Origin of the sequence: Oceanibium sediminis (assembly GCF_003265325.1) — a bacterium.
GTDB lineage: Bacteria > Pseudomonadota > Alphaproteobacteria > Rhodobacterales > Rhodobacteraceae > Halovulum > Halovulum sediminis.
The window spans coordinates 1-18,813 of sequence record NZ_QGNX01000013.1 but is presented as its reverse complement, the minus strand read 5'-3'; the positions used below and the strand labels follow the sequence as shown (position 1 = coordinate 18,813).

The 18,813-nt window shown below is 66.0% G+C and carries 16 protein-coding genes; 8 read left to right on the top strand and 8 right to left on the bottom strand.

Translation table 11 applies throughout. The annotated features are described in order from the left end of the window. The first annotated feature begins 1 nt into the window (after window position 1). Genes DJ029_RS19500 through DJ029_RS19490 form a run of 3 tightly spaced genes read left to right on the top strand, consistent with a single transcriptional unit; the run spans window position 2 to window position 1,329 of the window. Window positions 2-376 (top strand): NADH:ubiquinone oxidoreductase subunit NDUFA12, encoded by a 375-nt coding sequence (locus tag DJ029_RS19500; protein WP_112324168.1) that lies wholly within the window; start codon window positions 2-4, stop codon window positions 374-376. Between the two features lie 4 nt (window positions 377-380). After that, window positions 381-836, top strand: a complete 456-nt coding sequence (gene mlaD / locus DJ029_RS19495; RefSeq protein WP_112324167.1) for an outer membrane lipid asymmetry maintenance protein MlaD — start codon at window positions 381-383, stop codon at window positions 834-836. Window positions 837-840: 4 nt separating this feature from the next. Continuing rightward, complete coding sequence (locus DJ029_RS19490) at window positions 841-1,329, top strand: DUF2155 domain-containing protein (RefSeq protein ID WP_112324166.1); 489 nt, start codon at window positions 841-843, stop codon at window positions 1,327-1,329. Here DJ029_RS19490 and aat read toward each other — a convergent pair. From aat to DJ029_RS19470, 4 genes are all read right to left on the bottom strand, one after another. Next, window positions 1,293-1,946 (bottom strand): leucyl/phenylalanyl-tRNA--protein transferase, encoded by a 654-nt coding sequence (aat, locus tag DJ029_RS19485; RefSeq protein WP_112324165.1) that lies wholly within the window; start codon window positions 1,944-1,946, stop codon window positions 1,293-1,295. The two genes, DJ029_RS19490 and aat, sit on opposite strands and share 37 nt — an antisense overlap. A 30-nt stretch (window positions 1,947-1,976) precedes the next feature. Then, entirely contained in the window at window positions 1,977-3,320 is a 1,344-nt protein-coding gene (accC, locus tag DJ029_RS19480) for an acetyl-CoA carboxylase biotin carboxylase subunit (RefSeq protein ID WP_112324164.1), read from the bottom strand. A gap of 10 nt (window positions 3,321-3,330) precedes the next feature. Continuing rightward, on the bottom strand, window positions 3,331-3,825 hold the full coding sequence (gene accB / locus DJ029_RS19475) for an acetyl-CoA carboxylase biotin carboxyl carrier protein (protein WP_112324184.1): 495 nt from the start codon (window positions 3,823-3,825) through the stop codon (window positions 3,331-3,333). A 117-nt stretch (window positions 3,826-3,942) separates the two neighbouring features. Next, window positions 3,943-4,695 carry a DsbA family protein gene (locus DJ029_RS19470; RefSeq protein ID WP_232823144.1) on the bottom strand — a complete coding sequence of 251 codons (753 nt, stop codon included), beginning with the start codon at window positions 4,693-4,695 and terminating at the stop codon, window positions 3,943-3,945. A 153-nt stretch (window positions 4,696-4,848) separates the two neighbouring features. Here DJ029_RS19470 and DJ029_RS19465 point away from each other — a divergent pair, with 153 nt between their 5' ends. Further along, window positions 4,849-6,003: a pyridoxal phosphate-dependent aminotransferase gene (locus tag DJ029_RS19465; RefSeq protein ID WP_112324163.1), complete on the top strand. Its 1,155-nt coding sequence runs from the start codon at window positions 4,849-4,851 to the stop codon at window positions 6,001-6,003. Window positions 6,004-6,077: 74 nt separating this feature from the next. Here the strand turns inward: DJ029_RS19465 and DJ029_RS19460 are convergent, their stop codons facing one another. Next, entirely contained in the window at window positions 6,078-8,843 is a 2,766-nt protein-coding gene (locus DJ029_RS19460) for an Rne/Rng family ribonuclease (RefSeq protein ID WP_112324162.1), read from the bottom strand. 446 nt (window positions 8,844-9,289) lie between these two features. On the opposite strand from DJ029_RS19460, the gene DJ029_RS19455 reads away from it, so the two are divergent. The 4 genes from DJ029_RS19455 to DJ029_RS19440 all read left to right on the top strand — a co-directional run bounded on the left by DJ029_RS19455 (window position 9,290) and on the right by DJ029_RS19440 (window position 15,972). Then, window positions 9,290-10,450, top strand: coding sequence for an N-acetylmuramoyl-L-alanine amidase (locus tag DJ029_RS19455; RefSeq protein WP_112324161.1), 1,161 nt, complete (start codon window positions 9,290-9,292; stop codon window positions 10,448-10,450). A 105-nt stretch (window positions 10,451-10,555) separates the two neighbouring features. Beyond that, the gene (locus tag DJ029_RS19450) at window positions 10,556-13,105 is read left to right on the top strand and encodes a penicillin-binding protein 1A (RefSeq protein ID WP_112324160.1); all 2,550 of its coding nucleotides are present in this window, start codon (window positions 10,556-10,558) and stop codon (window positions 13,103-13,105) included. Between the two features lie 119 nt (window positions 13,106-13,224). Continuing rightward, a complete protein-coding gene (prfB, locus tag DJ029_RS19445) occupies window positions 13,225-14,349 on the top strand; it encodes a peptide chain release factor 2 (protein ID WP_112324159.1) in 1,125 nt (374 codons plus the stop codon). A 102-nt stretch (window positions 14,350-14,451) separates the two neighbouring features. Next, a complete protein-coding gene (locus DJ029_RS19440; RefSeq protein WP_112324158.1) occupies window positions 14,452-15,972 on the top strand; it encodes a globin-coupled sensor protein in 1,521 nt (506 codons plus the stop codon). Window positions 15,973-16,060: 88 nt separating this feature from the next. On the opposite strand, the gene DJ029_RS19435 is transcribed toward DJ029_RS19440, so the two are convergent. The 3 genes from DJ029_RS19435 to DJ029_RS19425 form a co-directional block, all read right to left on the bottom strand. Beyond that, the gene (locus DJ029_RS19435) at window positions 16,061-16,594 is read right to left on the bottom strand and encodes a bactofilin family protein (protein WP_112324157.1); all 534 of its coding nucleotides are present in this window, start codon (window positions 16,592-16,594) and stop codon (window positions 16,061-16,063) included. Then, window positions 16,584-17,909 (bottom strand): DUF5930 domain-containing protein, encoded by a 1,326-nt coding sequence (locus DJ029_RS19430; protein WP_112324156.1) that lies wholly within the window; start codon window positions 17,907-17,909, stop codon window positions 16,584-16,586. The genes DJ029_RS19435 and DJ029_RS19430 overlap by 11 nt, the downstream gene beginning before the upstream one ends. A 178-nt stretch (window positions 17,910-18,087) precedes the next feature. Continuing rightward, window positions 18,088-18,813, bottom strand: a 726-nt coding sequence (locus tag DJ029_RS19425; RefSeq protein ID WP_112324155.1) for a ferritin-like domain-containing protein, incomplete at its 5' end; no start/stop codon positions are given.

Here is an 18,813-nt window from a genome sequence, read left to right as displayed (position 1 = left end):
CATGAGCGTACTCAAAGAACTATTCACATGGTGGAACGGCCAAACCCTTGGCACCCGGCTCTGGACTTCGCGCAATGGCGTGAAGGTGGGCGAGGATGAGCAGGGCAACGTCTTCTACCAGACCCGCGATGGCAACCGCCGCTGGGTCATCTACAACGGAGAGGTCGAGGCAAGCCGCGTCAGCCCCGAGTGGCATGGCTGGCTGCACCACACCTACCAGGCGCCGCCGACCGAGTCGCCGATGCCGACCAAGGCGTGGCAGAAGCCGCACCAGCCGAACATGACCGGCACCGCCGCGGCCTATCACCCGCCGGGCAGCCTGTATTCGCCGACTCCCAAGCGCCCAGCGGACTACGAAGCCTGGTCGCCGGAGTAGCGCAATGGCAAACTCCGTCACGGAAACGCTGCTGGGTGCGGGGGTGCTGATCGCCGCAGGCGGCTTTCTGCTGTTCGCGAACCAGACCGCGGGCCTGACGGGGGGCGGCAGTGTCGGGCACTACCAGGTGCGGGCGAACTTCCTCAGCGCGGAAGGGGTCAGCGTCGGCTCGGACGTGCGCATGGCGGGGGTCAAGATCGGCACCGTGACGCAGATGGACCTGAACCCGGACACCTATTTCGCGGAGCTCAGCGTCTCGGTCCGTGACGATATCAAGCTGCCGGACGACAGCGACATCAAGATCGCCTCGGAAGGATTGCTCGGGGGCAGTTACGTGGAGCTGACGCCCGGCGGATCGGAATTCATGCTGGCGGACGGGGACGAAGTCTTGAACACACAAAGCTCCATCAGTTTCCTGAACCTGATGCTGAAATTCGTCACCGACGGCTCGGCGGACTGAGATCATGCGCCTTGCCATCCTTATGCTTGCAACGCTGCTGCCCCTGTCCGCCTTCGCCCAACAGCAGGAGCAGGACGGCGGCATCACCACCTTCCCGCTGGACGACCCCTTTGCCGACGTGCTGCGCGAGGACGACGCGACAACCAGCGGCCCGACCGAAGAGCCGCCGGTGTTCGATGACACCGCCGAGGCCGCCCTTGTCGATGCGCCCAAGGCGCGGCTGCGCGGCCTCGATACGTTGACCAATACCGTCAATGACTTCGAAATCGCCGTGGGGGAGACGCTGCGTTTCAAGCGCCTGATCGTTCGGCTGGAGGCCTGCCGCTACCCCGAAGGCGACCTGACAGAGGAAGCCTATGCCTTCCTGCGGATTCGCGACCAGCGCGAAACGCTGGACCGGTTCTCGGGATGGATGATCGCGTCCAGCCCCGCGCTGTCGGCGCTGGATCACCCCCGTTATGACATCTGGGTTCTGAGCTGCATCACCGAGTGAGGCGTATCCGCCAGCTTCTGGCGCCAGAAGTTCGCCGGCCGGTTCAGCGAATCCTCGAGCAGCCTGTGATAGGCGTTGCGGCTTATCTCCACCGCGCCCATGGATTCCAGGTGTTCGGTCACGAACTGCGTGTCCAAAAGCGCGAAGCCACCCGCGCGCAGGCGGGCGACAAGGTAGCACAGCGCGATCTTCGACGCGTCCCGGGCGTGTGAGAACATGCTCTCCCCGAAAAAGGCGCCGCCGAGCGCGACACCGTAAAGCCCGCCCGCCAGCCTGCCGTCGATCCAGGTTTCGACGGAATGCGCATAGCCGGTGCGGTGCAGATCCTGGTAAAGCGACAGGATCTCCGCGTTGATCCAGGTTTCCTCCCGGTCGGCGCAGGCGCGCACGACGTCGATGAAGCGCGTGTTGTAGCGCACTTCATAATCTTTTCTTTTCAAACGTTTATAGAGCGATTTTGAGACGTGCAGCCCGTCCAGCGGCACCACGCCGCGCGTCTTCGGGTCCACCCAGAAGATCTCGTCCGTGTCCGCCCCGTCGGCCATCGGAAACACGCCCGAGGCGTAGGCTTCCAGCAGCAGACGGGCAGTGATGGGGGGAAGTGCGTCGTCTCTCATCCTGTCGCTCCACCCCCGATCATCACGGGTTCAGGTGTTGCTCTCCAGCCATTTCTCCAGCCAGTGTATCGTATAATTCCCGGTCTGAATGTCGGGTTCGTCAAGCAGAGCATGGAAAAGCGGCGTGGTTGTGTCCACGCCATCGACGATCAGCTCACCAAGGGCCCGGCGCAGGCGGGCGAGGGCGGTGGGCCGGTCCTGTCCGAAGACGATCAGCTTGCCGATCAGGCTATCGTAGTAAGGCGGGATCGAATACCCCTGATAGAGCGCGCTGTCCATGCGCACGCCAAGCCCGCCGGGCGCGTGAAACGCCGCGATCCGCCCGGGTGAGGGGCGAAAGTCCGGCAGCTTTTCCGCGTTGATCCGGCATTCGATCGCATGACCGCGCGGCAGCAGATTTTCCTGCTGCATGGTCATGCCTTCGCCCGCCGCGACCAGGATCTGCTCACGCACGAGGTCGACGTCGTAGACCGCCTCGGTCACCGGGTGCTCGACTTGCAGGCGGGTGTTCATCTCGATGAAATAGAACTCGCCGTCCTCGTAGAGGAATTCGATCGTGCCGGCGCCGGAATAGCCCATTTCGGCAATCGCATCGGCGCAGGTCTTGCCGATCCGCGCGCGGGTTTCCGCGTCGATCGCGGGCGAGGGGGCTTCCTCGAACACCTTCTGGTGGCGGCGCTGAAGCGAGCAATCCCGCTCGCCCAGGTGCACGGCGCGGCCCTTGCCGTCGCCGAAGACCTGCACCTCGATGTGGCGCGGCTTCTGGAGGTACTTCTCGATATAGACCTCGTCGTTGCCGAAAGCCGCCTTCGCTTCCGATCGGGCAGAGGAAAACGCCGTATCCAGGTCCTTCGCGGTTTTCGCCAGCTTCATGCCGCGCCCGCCGCCGCCGGCGGTGGCCTTGACGATCACCGGGTAGCCCATGCTTTCCGCGACCTTGCGCGCAGCGGCCAGGTCGGGGACGCCGCCATCGGAACCGGGCACGCAAGGCACCCCCAAGTTTATCATGGTTTCCTTGGCGGTGATCTTGTCGCCCATCATGCGGATATGCGCCGAGGAGGGGCCGATGAAGGTGATCTCGTGATCTTCCAGCGCCTGCACGAAGGCGGCGTTTTCCGACAGGAAGCCATAGCCGGGGTGAATCGCCTCGGCGCCCGTAATCTCGCAGGCGGAAATGATGTTGGGCACCGACAGGTAGCTGAGCGTGCCGGAGGGCGGACCGATGCAGACGCTTTCGTCCGCCATGCGCACGTGCATCGCGTCCGCGTCGGCAGTGGAATGGACCGCGACGCTGGCAATGCCCATTTCCTGGCAGGCGCGGATGACGCGCAGCGCGATCTCTCCGCGGTTGGCGATCAGGATTTTCTTGAACATGACCCGGCCTCTATTCGAGGATCAGAAGTGGTGCGCCAAATTCGACCGGAGAGCCGTCTTCCACGAGGATGCGCTTCACCTTGCCAGCCCGCGGGGCGGGAATCTGGTTCATGGTTTTCATCGCTTCGATGATCAGCACGGTCTGTCCCTCGGTGACGGTGTCGCCGACTTGTACAAAGGCGGGCGAACCCGGCTCGGCCTGAAGATAGGCGGTCCCCACCATGGGAGAGGTTATCGCGCCGGGGTGCTGTGCGGGGTCATCGCTGGCTGCGGCCTCCGCCTTGGCGGGCTGGTGCGGCGCGGCGCTGGCCGCCGCGGGCGGCAGGGGCGCGGGCGCGGCCATGACGGGGGCGGTCGGCATCACGCCGCGGGCGACGCGCACGTCCAGCGCGTCATCCTCGCCGTATTCACGGCGGACCTCCACCTCGGTCAGGTCATGCTCTCGCAATAGCGCCGCCAGTGCGGCAATGAATTCTACGTCGGCCTGGTGATTGTTCTTGCTCATCCGGTCCCCGGTTCTGATCTTTGCCGCCAACTGCATGCGGTGGTGCTTGTGATGCCAAGTGTCAGGGTTATAAACCCGTGACTTCCCATGGGGAAGGGGGCATCGCCCTTTGTCTGCCTACATGTCGGCGCGCTGTGCTTCCACCTTTTCCTGCATCTGTTCAAGCGGAAGGTAGCCGCGCACGAATTCGTCGCCGATGATGAAGGTCGGCGTGCCGGAGATCTGCAACTGCTGCCCAAGGGCGCGGTTGCGCGCGATGATCGCGCTGACCTCGTCGGAACCGGCGCGGGTCTGCATGGCGTCGATGTCGGCGCCCGCCCCTTCGGCCAGCGCGGTGATCACCTCGGGGGTCAACTGGCCCTGGTGCTCCATCATCGCGTCGGACAGCGCGCGGTACGCCTCCGGTCCGTCGTTCAGCAAGACCGCGATCGCCGCGCGCGAGGCCTGCTCGGACGCCGGGCCGAGGATCGGGAATTCCTTGATGATGATCCGGATATCATTGTCCCCCGCCAGCAGTTCGGCCACCTCGGGATGGGCGCGCTTGCAATAGCCGCACTGGTAGTCGAGGAATTCGACAATGGTGACATCGCCATCGGGATTGCCCCCGACATAGGACGACTCGTCCTCGAAGATCTCTGACTGCAACTGGTCCAGCGACTGTGCTTCGGCCATCTCGGCCGCCTCCATCTGGCGTGCTTCCAATGCGGCGACGACTTCCATCAGGACTTCGGGGTTTTCCAGCAGGTAGCCGCGAATCTCGTCACCTAGGGCGGCGCGGTCCGCGTCGCTCAGGTCGTCGAACGGACCGGCGGACACGGGCGAGGTGGCCAGGCAAGCGGCAAAAGCAAGGGGCAGGAAGCGGTTCATCATGGCGGGTCCTGTAATTCCGGGGGCGTTCGCGGGGAACGATTTGGCCAACCGATACCAATCCCGGCGGGCTTTGTCAGGTCACAATGCGCCCCTTGCACAGGTTCGTGTTTCGCGCGATGCCATCAACCAAACCAAAAGCAAGGAGCGCCAGTGATGCGAAGTTCAAGCCGTGGCGACGTGGACGCCTTCATCGTGATGGACGTCCTGTCCGCCGCCGAGGCGGCCGAGGCCACGGGGCGGGACATCATCCACATGGAGATCGGCCAACCCGGCAGCGCCGCGCCGGCGGCGGCCCGCGCGGCACTGGCGCGCGCGATGGAGCAGGGCGCGCTCGGCTATACACAGGCGCTGGGGCTGCCCGCACTGCGCGCCCGGATCGCGCGGCTCTACGGCAACTGGTACGACCAGGACATTGCGCCGGGCAGGGTGGTGGTCACTGCCGGATCCTCCGCCGGGTTCCAGCTGGCCTTCCTGTCGCTGTTCGATGCCGGGGCGCGGGTCGCCATCGGAGATCCGGGCTATCCCAGCTATCGCAACATCCTGAAGGCGCTGTCGCTGGCGCCTGTGCGCGTCGCGACCAGCGCCGCCGATCGCTTCCAGCTGACCCCCGACACCCTGCGCGGGGCAGGGCCGGTGGACGGCGTTCTGGTTGGCAGCCCGGGCAACCCGACGGGCACCATGCTGGACAAGCCCGCCCTTGGCGCACTGATGGGCACGGCGGAGGATATAGGGGCGGCCTTCATCTCGGACGAGATCTACCACGGGATCAGCTACGGCCCCCGCGCCGTCAGCGCGCTGGAGGTCAGCGACCAGGCCTATGTGATCAACTCGTTTTCCAAGTATTTCTGCATGACCGGCTGGCGCATCGGCTGGATGGTGGTCCCCGAGGAGCACGTCCGCCGGCTGGAGCGCCTGGCCCAGAACCTGTTCATCTGCGCCCCCCACGCCAGTCAGATCGCCGCGCTGGCCGCGCTCGACTGCACGGAGGAGATGCAGGGCCATATCGAAACCTATGCGGCCAGCCGCGCGCTGCTGCTTGAGGGGTTGCCGAAGGCCGGTTTCCCCAGCATCGCGCCGCCCGACGGGGCTTTCTACCTTTACGCGGACGTGGCGCATCTGACCGATGACAGCCGCGTCCTGGCGGCGGAACTGCTGCAAGATGCGGGCGTCGCCGTCACGCCGGGGCTGGATTTCGACCCCGACCGGGGCCACCGCACGCTGCGCTTTTCCTATGCCGGAACGCCCGGGGCCATGGCCGAGGGGCTGGCCCGGCTGCAAGCATGGTATCAGCGGCGCGGCGCGGCCTGAAACGCGGAACGGCCCGCCGTTGGGCGGGCCGTTCCGGTAGTCTTGTCGCAGGTCCTGCCGACCGCGCGGGCGGATCAGCCGCCGATCGCGCGGGACCACCATCCCTTGCGCGGCTTGGAGCCGCTGTCGTCCCCATCGGGCGTTTCGTCTTCGGAGGACGCCGCCTCTGACGCATCGCCAGCGCTGTCCGGTGCCTGTGCCGCCGGTTCCGCCGGGGCTTCCGGCGCCGCGGGGGTGCTCGTCGCGCCGGTCACGGCGGCGATGGTTTCGGCTGCGGATGCGCGGGCCCGGGTGCGGGGGCGCTTCTTCGGCGGTTCCGCGGGGGCTTCGGGCGCCTTCGGCTCGGCTTCCGCCACAGCAACCTCAGCAACCTCGGCGACCTCTGCGGGCGTTTCGGCGACTGCCGGTTGCGCCGTGCCGTTCACGTCGGCGGTCGCGGGCTCGGCCTCCGCCACCGGGGCGGGTGCTGCGGACTGCTCCGATTCGCCGGTGTCCGCGGTTTCGGCGGTTTCGGCGGCGGCTGCCTGCTCTGCAGGTTCGGCCGCAGCATCTTCCTTCGGCTTAGGCGTGCGGGACCGGCTGCGGGAGCGGGACTTCTTCGGCGCCTCTTCCTTCGGGGCGGGCGCGTCCGGTGCCGCGTCGGCGGTGTTGTCCGCATCCGTTGCGGCCTCGGCCTTTGCCGCGACATCCTCGGAGGTGTCCTCGCCCGAGGGCTGGCTTGCCGCGGTTTCCGCGCTCTCGTTGCTGCCGTTCTCGCCATTCTCGTCCGAACGCCCGCCCTTGCGGCGACGACGACGGCGGCGCTTCTTGGGCTGGCCTTCGCCGTTGGGCTCGGCGGCTGGGGCGGCTTCCGCGCGCGGTTCCGGGGCGGCCTCGGGCGCGGGGGTTTCGTCCTCCAGATCGCCGATGCCCTGGAAGGTCACGGCGGACAGCGCCGCACTTGCCTGCGGGACGATCCGGGTGGCGGTGTTGAAGCGCTCAAGCTTGAAGTCGGGGCTGACCATGGCGGCGTCCGCCTCGATCCGCACGGACAGGCCGAAGCGGCTTTCGATCATCGCGATATGCTCACGCTTGGCGTTCAGCAGGTAGTTCACGATTTCGACCGGGGCCGTCACCAGCGCCTCTTTCGAGCGTTGACGCACGCCTTCCTCCTCAAGCTCGCGCAGAATGGCGAGACCCATGGAATCGGTCGAGCGCACGCGTCCCGTGCCGTGGCAATGGGAGCAGGGGGCGGTCGTCGCCTCCAGCATGCCGGGGCGCAGGCGCTGGCGGCTCATCTCCAGCAGGCCGAAGCCCGAGATGCGGCCGATCTGGATGCGCGCGCGATCCGTCTTCAGCTTGTCCTTCAGACGCTTTTCAACGGCGGCGTTGTTGCGCCGCTCGTCCATGTCGATGAAGTCGATCACGATCAGGCCGGCCAGGTCGCGCAACCGCGCCTGGCGGGCGACTTCCTCGGCCGCTTCCAGGTTGGTCTTGAGCGCGGTTTCCTCGATCGAGCCTTCCTTGGTCGAGCGGCCGGAGTTCACGTCCACCGCGACCAGCGCCTCGGTCACGTCGATCACGATGTAACCGCCGGACTTCAGCTGCACCGTCGGGTTGAACATCGCACTTAGGTAGTTTTCCACCTGGTAGCGCGAGAACAGCGGCAGCGGCTCGTTGTAGAGCTTCACGTTCTTCGCGTGCGAAGGCATGAGCATCTTCATGTAGTCCTTGGCCTCGCGGTAGCCGGACTCGCCCTCGACAAAGATCTCGTCGATGTCGCGGTTGTAAAGGTCGCGGATCGAGCGCTTGATGAGGCTGCCTTCCTCATAGATATGCGCCGGCGCGATGGAGCGCAGGGTCAGATCGCGAACCTGTTCCCACTGGCGCAGCAGGTATTCGTAGTCGCGCTTGATCTCGGTCTTGGTGCGTTTCGCGCCCGCCGTGCGGATTATCAGGCCCGCGCCCTCGGGCACGGTGATCTCGTTCGCGATTTCCTTCAGCTTCTTGCGATCGGCCGCCTGGGTGATCTTGCGGCTGATGCCGCCGCCACGGGCGGTGTTGGGCATCAGGACGCAGTAGCGCCCCGCAAGGCTGAGGTAGGTGGTCAGCGCCGCGCCCTTGTTGCCGCGCTCTTCCTTGACGACCTGCACCAGCAGGATCTGGCGGACCTTGATGACTTCCTGGATCTTGTAGCGGCGCGCACGGGGGCGGCGCGGGGCCACTTCCTCGCGCGGCTCTTCCGCGCCGACGGTGTCATAATCGGCACTCTCATCGGCTTTCGCGGCAGGGGCATCCCCGCGGGATTCGGGCAGATCCTCGATCAGGGTGGATTCGGTTTCGTCCTGCCCGGCATCGCTGTCGGCATCCGCATCGCCGTCGATATCGACGGACACGACGGCATCGGCGCTGGCCGCGCTGCCGTCCGCGCTTGCTTCGGAGGTGGTTTCGCCGTTCGCCTTGCCACGGCTGCGCCGCCGCGAGCGGCTGCGGGACTTCGGCTTCTCTTCCGCGGTTTCTTCGGTCGCGTTCGCGGCATCCGCCTTTTCATTGGCGGCGGCATCGGCCTTTTCCGCCGCGGCTTCCTCGGCCAGCAGCGCCTCGCGGTCGGCGACCGGGATCTGGTAGTAATCGGGGTGGATTTCCGAGAAGGCGAGGAAGCCGTGCCGGTTTCCGCCGTAATCCACGAAAGCCGCCTGGAGCGATGGCTCCACCCGCGTCACTTTCGCCAGGTATATGTTTCCTGCAAGTTGCCGCTTGTTCAGCGACTCGAAGTCGAACTCCTCGACCTTGTTTCCTTCGACCACCACAACGCGGGTTTCTTCCGCGTGGGTGGCATCGATAAGCATTTTCTTAGCCATGATGTCTTTCTGGAACGCCGAAAGCGCCGGGCCCCGGGCGGGGCCAGCGTCTGGCGGCGGTCATCTGTTAGGGCGAGCGGTGCGCAACAGGCATAGCCACCGCGGACGCTGTGCGTTCCTTCGGCGGCCTGTATCATCCTGTCAGCGCGTTTCATCGCGTTTTCTTCTCCTGCGCAGGTTTTCCGAGCGCATGTTAGGACCCGGCACGAAACCGGGCTGGTTCTGGCGCACCGTCGGCGCACCGGTCGCAAATCGTCGGGGCTCATAAGCAGGGTCTGCTTTACGCAGCGTCCATAACGAGCGACAAATCACACATCTTCGGTAATCGTCGAAGATATCGCACGATAACCGTGTCCCGGGTACGAGTACAATTGGTTTTTTCATAGATGAGGCTGTGCTAGGGTCCATTCAACCCCGCGACAACGACGGGGAGGAGGCCTGAGAGCATGTTTCGTACCGTTTTTCTTGCGCTGCTGTGCGCAGGGGGATTTGCCGCGTCCGTCGCGGCCCAGTCCGTCACCCGCCTGACATCCATAGATGCGTCGCTGCTGAGCGGCACGGCGTTGTCTTTCGACATCCCCGAAGGGGCAGGGTACCGCGCCTTTGTGCTGACGGATCCGGCGCGCCTGGTGATCGACGTGGAAAGCGATCGGATCGAGACGCCAGCGCCCGCCGAGGGCGCAATCGCGCGGCTGCGCGCCGGGCGGCTGAACCAGGGCTGGTCGCGCATGGTGGCCGAACTTGCCCATCCCGCGGTGGTGGGCCATGCCTCGGTGCGGGGGCGCACGCTTGAAGTCAAACTCGAGCGGGCGGGCTTCGCCAGGATGGAGGCGGCGAGCAAGCTGGCCTATGGCGCAGAGGTCGTGGCGCTGGATCGCGGGGGCGTCCTGGCAGAGGAAACCCCCTTGCCGCGCATCGTGCTGGACCCGGGCCATGGCGGCATCGATCCCGGCGCGATCCGCGACGGGGTGGCCGAAAAGGACATCGCGCTGGCCTTCGGGCTGGAACTGGCCCGCGCCCTCAGGGCGACCGGGCGCTTCGACGTCGTGCTGACGCGCGAAGATGACCGCTTCCTGTTGCTCGACGACCGTGTCGCCATCGCGCGCGGCGCGGATGCCCGGCTGTTCCTGTCGCTGCACGCCAACACGGTGACCCGGGGCATCGCGCAGGGGGCCGCGCTCTACGTTCCGGCCGAGCAGGCCTCGGACCCGGCCACGGCGGCGCTGGCGGTGCTTGAGAACCGCGCCGACGCGGTCGCCGGGGTCCTGGACACGCAACCGCTCAACGATATCGCGCTGACGCTTCTGGACATGGCCCGCCCCGCGACACGCAGTCGCGCGACCCTCGCCGCCGAGGCATTGCTGGACGGGCTGTCCCAAAGCGCCGGCGTCATCCGCAAGAACCCCTTGCGCGCCGCCGATTTCCGCGTATTGAGAGCGCCGGACATGCCGTCCGTCCTTCTGGAGCTGGGGTTCCTGTCGGACGACACCGACCGGCGCAACATGACCTCGGACGCCTGGCGCCGCCAGGTGGCGCAGGCCCTGGTGGCATCGATCGACAGGTGGATCGCCGCCGATCAGGACTTCCTGGCGTTGATGCAGCGCTAGGCAACCATTAGACTACGAAGAACGTTTATAAACGGGTGGTCCCGCGCGCCGACGCGTCGAAATGGGTATCCTCGCACGTCACGAACAGGAAAGGGCAAGCGTACCATGCGGGCATTGCTCAACTTTTTAGGCTTCATCTTCACCTGGGCAACGATGGCGCTGGTCGCCGGGATCGTCGCGCTGACGGCGATCTTCTTCTACTACGGGCGGGATCTGCCCGATCACGAGCAGCTTGCCCAGTACGAACCCGCCACGCTAAGCCGGATCTATTCCGGCGCCGGGCTGGTGATGGATGAATTCGCCACCGAACGCCGTATCTTCACGCCGATCGAGGAAATCCCCGACGTCGTGAAACAGGCCTTCATCAGCGCCGAGGACAAGAACTTCTACGAACACGGTGGATTCGATCCTGTCGGGATAGTGAAGGCGGTGATCGACGCGGCCTCTGGCGACCGGCTGCGCGGCGCGTCCACGATCACGCAGCAGGTGATGAAGAACTTCGTGCTGGACGGCAGCCGCCGGGCCGAGCGCAAGGTGAAGGAAATCCTGCTGGCGGTGCGGCTGGAAAACACCCTGAGCAAGGACAAGATCCTTGAGCTTTACCTGAACGAGATCTTCCTCGGCCAGAACTCCTACGGGGTTACCGCCGCCGCCCAGACCTATTTCGCGAAATCGCTGGAGGAAATCACCCCGGCCGAGGCCGCCTACCTGGCCTCGCTGCCGAAAGCGCCGTCGAACCGCCACCCGGTGCGCAACAAGGACGCCGCCATCTTCTGGCGCGACAACACCCTGCGCGAGATGTTCGAGAACGGCTATATCACCGAAGCCACCTACCAGGAGGCGAAGGCCCAGGACCTGCTGACCGTGCAGTCGGGCGACATCGTCTCGGCCCGGGATGCACTGCCGCCGCGGGATTACTTCACCGACGAGATCCGCCGCCAGATGGGAAGCCGCCTGGATGGCGGCGAGGAAGAGCTGTTCACCGGCGGGCTGACCGTGCGCGCCACGGTCGAGCCGGGCCTTCAGGTCGCCGCCGCCGACGCGCTGCGCAAGGGGCTGGAGGGCTACGACCGATCGCGCGGGGTCTACCTTGGTCCCTTGGCCGAGCTTGCGGAAGCGGACGTCGCGGATGAGCAGACCTGGCGAACCGCGCTGGCAGAGACCCGCGTTCCGCGCGATATCACCGGCTGGATCCCCGCCGTGGTGCTGGAGGTAGGCGAAAGCTCGGTCCGCATCGGGATCGAGGGGGTCGAGGATGACGCCGACGGCCATTACCTGACGATGGGCGATGCCAGCTGGATCACCAGCATCCGCGCCGGGGGTGATCGCAACGGCGGCAAACCCGGCAGCGCCTCGGCGTTGTTCCGCAAGGGCGACGTGGTGCTGGTGACGGCGCTGCTGAAGGATGGCGCGTTCGATCGCTGGTCGCTGCGCCAGATCCCGCAGATCCAGGGCGCTTTCGTGGCGATGGACGTCGCCACCGGCCGGGTCCTGGCGATGCAGGGCGGCTTTTCCTATCAGCATTCGGTCTTCAACCGCGCCACGCAGGCGACGCGCCAGCCCGGCTCGGCGTTCAAACCCTTCGTCTATGCGGCGGCGCTCGACAGCGGCTACACGCCCGCGTCGATCGTCGTGGACGCCCCGGTCGAGGTGGAATCGGGGGGCGAGATCTGGCGGCCTACCAACTCCTCCAACCGCTATTACGGCCCCGCGCCGCTGCGGACCGGGATCGAACAGTCGCGCAACCTGATGACGGTGCGTGTCGCCCAGGATATCGGCATGGACCGCGTCAGCGCCTACGCGGAACGCTTCGGCGTCTATGACGACATGCCCGAATTCCTGTCCTACGCCCTTGGTGCAGGGGAAACGACGCTGTTCAAGATGGTGGCGGCCTACGCGATGTTCGCCAACGGCGGCAAGCGGGTGGAGCCGACCCTGGTGGACCGGGTGCAGGATCGCTACGGCAACACGATCTACCGCCACGACCAGCGCGGTTGCCGCGGCTGTTCGGACGTCGATTTCGACGGCAGCGTGCCTTGGATCTGGAACAACGCCGAACAGGTGATGGACGAGGTGACGGCCTACCAGCTCAGTTCGATGATGCAGGGCGTCGTCAGCCGGGGCACCGCGGCCAGCACCGTCGGCCGCCTGGGCGTGCCGATCTCGGGCAAGACCGGCACCACGAACGAGGCGAAAGACGCCTGGTTCATCGGCTTCACGCCGCGCATCGCCGCGGGCTGCTACATCGGCTTCGACACCCCGCGCCCGATGGGGCGCGGCGCTTATGGCGGCACGCTCTGCGGCCCGGTCTTCGCCGATTTCATGGAAGTCGCGCTGAAAGACCACGGCTCGTTCGAGCGGCCCCGCCCGGCGGGCAGCGTGTTGGTCAAGATCGACCGTTTCACCGGCCAGCGGGTGCCGGACGACGCCTCGGGGGCGAATGTCGTGGCGGAGCTGTTCCGCAACGGCGAGCAGCCCGCCGTCGGCCAGTTCGGCAGCTACATCGACGGCGGCTTCGCCATGGGCTCCGACCTGCCGCTCTATTCCCGCGAGGGCGACGGCAGCGGCACTTCCTCGATCACCGTGGATGGCGAGGAGAAGGTGATTCCGACGAATCCGACCTTCGGCGTGCTGTCCTCCGGGGGCTTGTACTAGGGACAGGGGGGCGTCAGCCCTTGTCGCGCCCCTGCCGGACACATATGACAGGGCAGGGCGGTGTCGTGCTTGGCACGGCCCGCCGCGCCCACTGATCACACAACAAAAAGTCCACATCCATGCGAGCCGAGACCGAGAACCTTATCGCCGACATCGAAAAGTCCCTGGCCCTTCTGCGCCAGCGGCTGGACTGGGACACGGCGCCGCATCGGCTGGAAGAGCTGAACGCCATGTCCGAGGACCCCGACCTGTGGAACGATCCGGCGCGGGCCCAGAAGCTGATGCGCGAGCGTCAGAAACTGTCCGACGCGATCGACGCCTATACCGCCATGGAAACCGAGCTGACCGACAACCGCGACCTGATCGAACTGGGCGAGGCCGAGGACGACGCCGAAATCGTGACGGAGGCGGAAGCAGCCATCAAGGCCCTGCAGGAACGCGCCGCCACGGCCGAGATCGAGGCGCTGCTGAACGGCGAGGCGGACGGCAACGACACGTTCCTTGAAATCAACGCCGGCGCGGGCGGCACCGAGGCCTGCGACTGGGCGCAGATGCTGCAACGCATGTTCGTCCGCTGGGCCGAGAAGCACGGCTACAAGGTCGAGATGCAGTCCGAGGAAGCCGGAACCGAGGCCGGGATCAAATCCGTATCCTACAAGATTTCCGGCGAGAACGCCTACGGCTGGCTGAAGACCGAAAGCGGCGTGCACCGGCTGGTGCGGATCTCGCCCTTCGGGAAGGGCACGCGGGAAACCTCCTTCGCGTCGGTCTGGGTCTACCCGGTGGTGGACGACAATATCGAGATCGAGGTGAACCCCGCCGATATCCGCATCGACACCTACCGCTCCTCAGGCGCGGGCGGGCAGCACGTGAACACGACCGACTCCGCCGTGCGGATCACCCACGCGCCCACGGGGATCGTGGTGACAAGTTCGGAAAAGTCCCAGCACCAGAACCGCGACATCGCGATGAAAGCCCTGAAATCAAGGCTTTACCAGATGGAGCTGGACAAGCGTAACGCCGAGATCAACGCCCAGCACGAAGCCAAGGGCAGCGCGGGCTGGGGAAACCAGATCCGATCTTACGTGTTGCAGCCCTACCAGATGGTGAAGGACCTGCGCACCAACGTCGAAACCTCGGACACGCAGGGTGTGCTCGATGGCGACCTCGACAAGTTCATGGCCGCGGCACTGGCCCTCGATGTTTCGGGCAAGAGCCGGGCCGAGGCGCAGGCCGAAAGCTGATCCAGGCAACCTGTCGTTCATGCTCTTCTCCTAGACCTTTGGGCTGGGGGATTCGGCATCGCAGCATCACGCCGCGCATGCCCAGCATACGGGAGATTGCCCATGGAAAAGCGCGCAACGATGGATCTGGGGCGACGCCTTAGATTGCTTGGCTGGACAGAGGAAGACGCGAAAGCGCTGCGCGTGATGGCGCCGCTGCTGGAACAGCACGTGCGTGGCGGGCTGGACATCCTTTACACCCGGATGAGCCATCACCCAGAGCTGGTCGAGATGTTTTCGGGCCCGGAGGGAATGGACCACGCCAAGAAGAAGCAGATCGTCCATTGGCGGCGGCTGGCGGAAGCCGATTTCGGCCCGGAATACGTGGACGCGGTCGAGCGGATCGGGACCATTCATGCCCGCATCGGGCTGGACCCCGGTCGCTACATATCCGGCTATTACTCGGTTCTCGAAGCGCTTATCGAGGCGATCGTGACCGACGCACAGACCTCCGTCGGGACGGGGCGACACTGGGGCCGCCACCAACCGCCCGACCTGTCGGGGCTGGTGCGCGACCTCAAGGCGGTACTCAAGGCGATGTTCATCGACATGGATCTGTCGGTATCGGCCTACCAAACCCGCAACAACCACATGGTCGCCGAGCGGGATGCCGCGCAGGAACGGCTGTTGGCGGACCAGTCCCACGCGCTGTCCGAACTGGGCAAGGTTATCTCTGGGTTGGCCGAACGCGACCTGACCGTGGCGCTGCCCCAAGGGCTGCCAACGGAATTCCAGGAGACCACCGAGCGGCTGGGCGTCGCGATCGGCGAGATTTCCGGCGCACTGAAGCGGGTGCGCAACAGCAGCGACCTGGTTCACGGTAGCGCTGCCGATATCCTGGCGCAGATCGGCAAGGTCTCGACCCGTGCCGAGCAGTCCGCCGCCAGCCTGGAACAAAGCTCGGCCGCGTTGACGCAGATCTCCACCTCCGTCAGCCAATCCGCGACGAACTCCCAGGCAGCCGCAACACGGGTCCGCGACGCCCGGGCGATGACGGAACACTCCGGGCAGGTGATGGCGGAGGCGGTGGCCGCAATCCACGAAATCCGCGAATCCTCCGCCAAGATCGCGCGGATCGTCCAGATGATCGACGAAATCGCCTTCCAGACCAACCTGCTGGCCCTGAACGCATCGGTGGAAGCCGCGCGCGCGGGCGAAAGCGGCAAGGGCTTCGCCGTGGTCGCGGGCGAGGTGCGCGCGCTGGCGCAACGCTGCCTGGACGCGGCGACCCAGATCACCCGCCTGATCGACGACAGCAGCACCAAGGTGGAAACTGGCGTCCGCCTGGTGGAAAGCACGGGAAGCGAGCTGCAAAGCGTCGTCGGGATCTTTGCCGAGATCGACTCCCTCGTCACCGACATGGCCGAAGCCTCGGCCGAGCAGGCCCGGGGCCTGCAAGAGGTGAACGCGGCGGTCAATCACCTGGACGGCATCACCCAAGAAAACACCCACCTCGCGGACCGCACCCGCGCCAGCGTCCATGATCTGAACACGATCATGGACACGCTTTCGGCCGATATCGGGGGGTTCCGCATCACCGCCGAGGAACGGCGCCAGCCCGTCGCCGCCGGCCATTGGGCCTGAGTTACAAAAAGCCCTGGCCATGTCGGTCGGAAACGAAAAAAGGGCGCCCCGATCGGGACGCCCTGTCAATTCCTGCACAGCGGCGGGATCAGCTCTTGGCGCCGCCCGTGGACGACGACGGCGCGGCCCCGGCGCTGGACTTGCCTTCGCTTTTCAGCGGATCGTCGTGACGCTGGACGGAGCCTTCGAAATGCGCGCCGCTCTCGATCGCGATGGTCTTGTGGACGATGTCCCCCTCGACCCGCGCGGTAGAGGTCAGGCGCACCTTGATGCCGCGCACGCGGCCGATGACGCGGCCGGTGACCACGACGTCGTCGGCCATCACCTCACCCTTGACGGTGGCGTTCTCGCCGACGGTCAGCAAATGGGCCTGGATGTCGCCTTCGACGGTGCCCTCGATCTGGATGTCGCCGGTCGTCTTCATGTGACCGGTCACCGTCAGATCCGACGACAGGATCGACGGAGAGGGCTTGGGCTTGTTCGGCGCGGGCGATGCGCTGGAGCTGCCGGATGTTCCCGGCATGCCGCCCGGCGGAGAGCTGGGGGGCGAGGGAGGCGTCGGATTTGCCGGCTTGGAGGCCGAGGAAGAATCAGGCGATTCTGGCTTACTTTTAGAAAACATCTCTGGCTGCCTTTATGTAAGTCATCGGGTTGACCGGTTTGCCGCCGATGCGCACCTCGTAATGCAAATGGACGCCGGTGCTGCGGCCCGTCGTTCCCATATCGCCGATATGGTCGCCCCGGGCAATGCGGTCCCCGGTTTTTACGTGAATTTTGTTCAGATGCGCGTAGTAGGTTTCGAACCCGTAGGCATGGCGGATCTTGATCAGGTTGCCAAAGCCCCGCTGGCGGCCGGCGAAGGTCACGACACCGTCGCCCGTCGCCTCGATCGGGGTGCCGCGTGAGCCGGCAAGGTCGATCCCGTTATGGGCCCGCCGTCCGCCGGTCTTGGGATCGCGCCGCATCCCGTAGCTGCTGGTGAAGCGATGCGACTGCTTGACCGGCATCGCGAAGGGCAGTTTCGCCGCGGCGATCCGCATCATGTTCATCCGGTCCATGTCGTTCATCAGCGCCGAGAAGCGTTCGCTCAGCTCGGGATCGGTCGCGTTGTTCAGGCTGGCCGGGACAAGCACCTCCGGCCCGCCGATGCCGCTGTAGGAGCGGCGAACGCCGTTGACCAGCGTATCGACGTCAAGGCCGCTGCTCTCGAACATCTTCTCGAGCGGGCGGAACGACATTTCCACCGCATCCTCGAGCGAGGCGACAAGCCGCTCCTGGCGGTCGGCGGTGATCTGCATGCGCAGTTCCATCGTCGCGATCTCGTTCTCCAGCCGGCTCAGGTCGGAGCGGTGGGTGTCGCGCTCGCGCACCGCCGATTCAAGCGCGGTCGAGACGGTGGACAGCACCACCTCCATCTCCTCGGAGGAGGGGGCGTCGGTGCTCTCGTTCTTCAGGCTCGCCATGGCGGTGGTCAATTCGGCGGCGCGGTTTTCCGCGGCGTCGCGTTCGCCCAGGGTGCGGGCTAGGTTGGCGTGCATCGCCGCCAGGCTGTCGCCGAGTTCACGGCGTTCCGCGAAGACCTGCTTCAGTTCGCTCTGCTGTTCCAGCACCCGGTTCATCGCCAGGTCGAGGCGGCTCAGCGCGTTGTCCGCGCGCGCCGTTTCCTCGGCCAGGGCCAGTTCCAGCGCGTCGATGCGTTTTTCGAACGCCGCTTCCACCAACGCAAGCTCATGCGCGGTGCCCTGCGGCGAAAGGCTGGAAACAAGAAACCCTGCCGAAGATACGATCAGCCATCCCAGCGTCGCCGCGCCAAGACCCACGCCCACGCCGACACGTGCCGGTGTAAGGTCGAAGGTCCGCGTTGCGGAGGATGTCTCGATCGTAATCCTGCGTGTGGGCCTGCCTGCGCCAGACGCCAGATCCGTCGTTGAAGTCATGTGTTGTTCTATCCCGCTTGCCGCTGCTGCCCTCTTGGCCGGGGCGATTGCGTTCTTTGACTTGAATGTGAATATGAGATGAATGTCACAGGTGCAACCGACCTGCCTGCATCGGGTTGCGTCGGCGGAAATGTGCTTAAACGGGCCAGGGCGCGCGCGGGGGCGATTCCCGGCCCGTTCAGGCCGGGGCGTCCGCCAGGGGCCAGTAGAAGTCCGGCGGCAATCCGGCCTCGGCCCGTTTCTCGGTATTGAAGGGGGGCTTCAGCGCGCCGTGGAAATAGCGCCGCACGAGCGCGTGAAAGCGGTCCTTCGGGTCATGCTCGTGCCGGCCGCAGAGGAAATGGAACCACTTCGAGCCGTAGGCGACATGGGCCACCTCCTCGGCGTAGATCACCTTCAGCGCCGCGACGGTTTCCGCGTCGCCGGCTTTTTCAAACAGCGCGATCATGCCCGGCGTCACGTCGAGGCCGCGCGCCTCAAGCACCATCGGCACGACGGCGAGGCGGGCCTCTAGGTCCTCGGCCGTGTCGCTGGCCGCGCGCCACATTCCCGCATGGGCGGGCAGGTCGCCGTAGGCGATACCATGCGCCTCAAGCCGGTCGGCCAACAGGTTGAAATGCTTGGATTCCTCATCCGCCGCGCGCACCCAGTCGTCATAGAAGCCCATGGGCATCGGCACGTTGGCAAACCGCGCGATGATGTCCCAGTGCAGGTCCACGGCGTTCAGTTCGATATGCGCGATCGCGTGCAGGATCGCGAGCCGCCCGGCCGCCGTTCCGGGGCGGCGGCGCGGCACGTCGCGCGGGTCCTTCAACTCGGGCTTCGTGGGCCGCGCGGGCGCCGACGGCGGCATGGCCCGTCCCAGCGGCCAGGGCGCTTCGGCTTCGCGGGCGCGCGCCCAGGC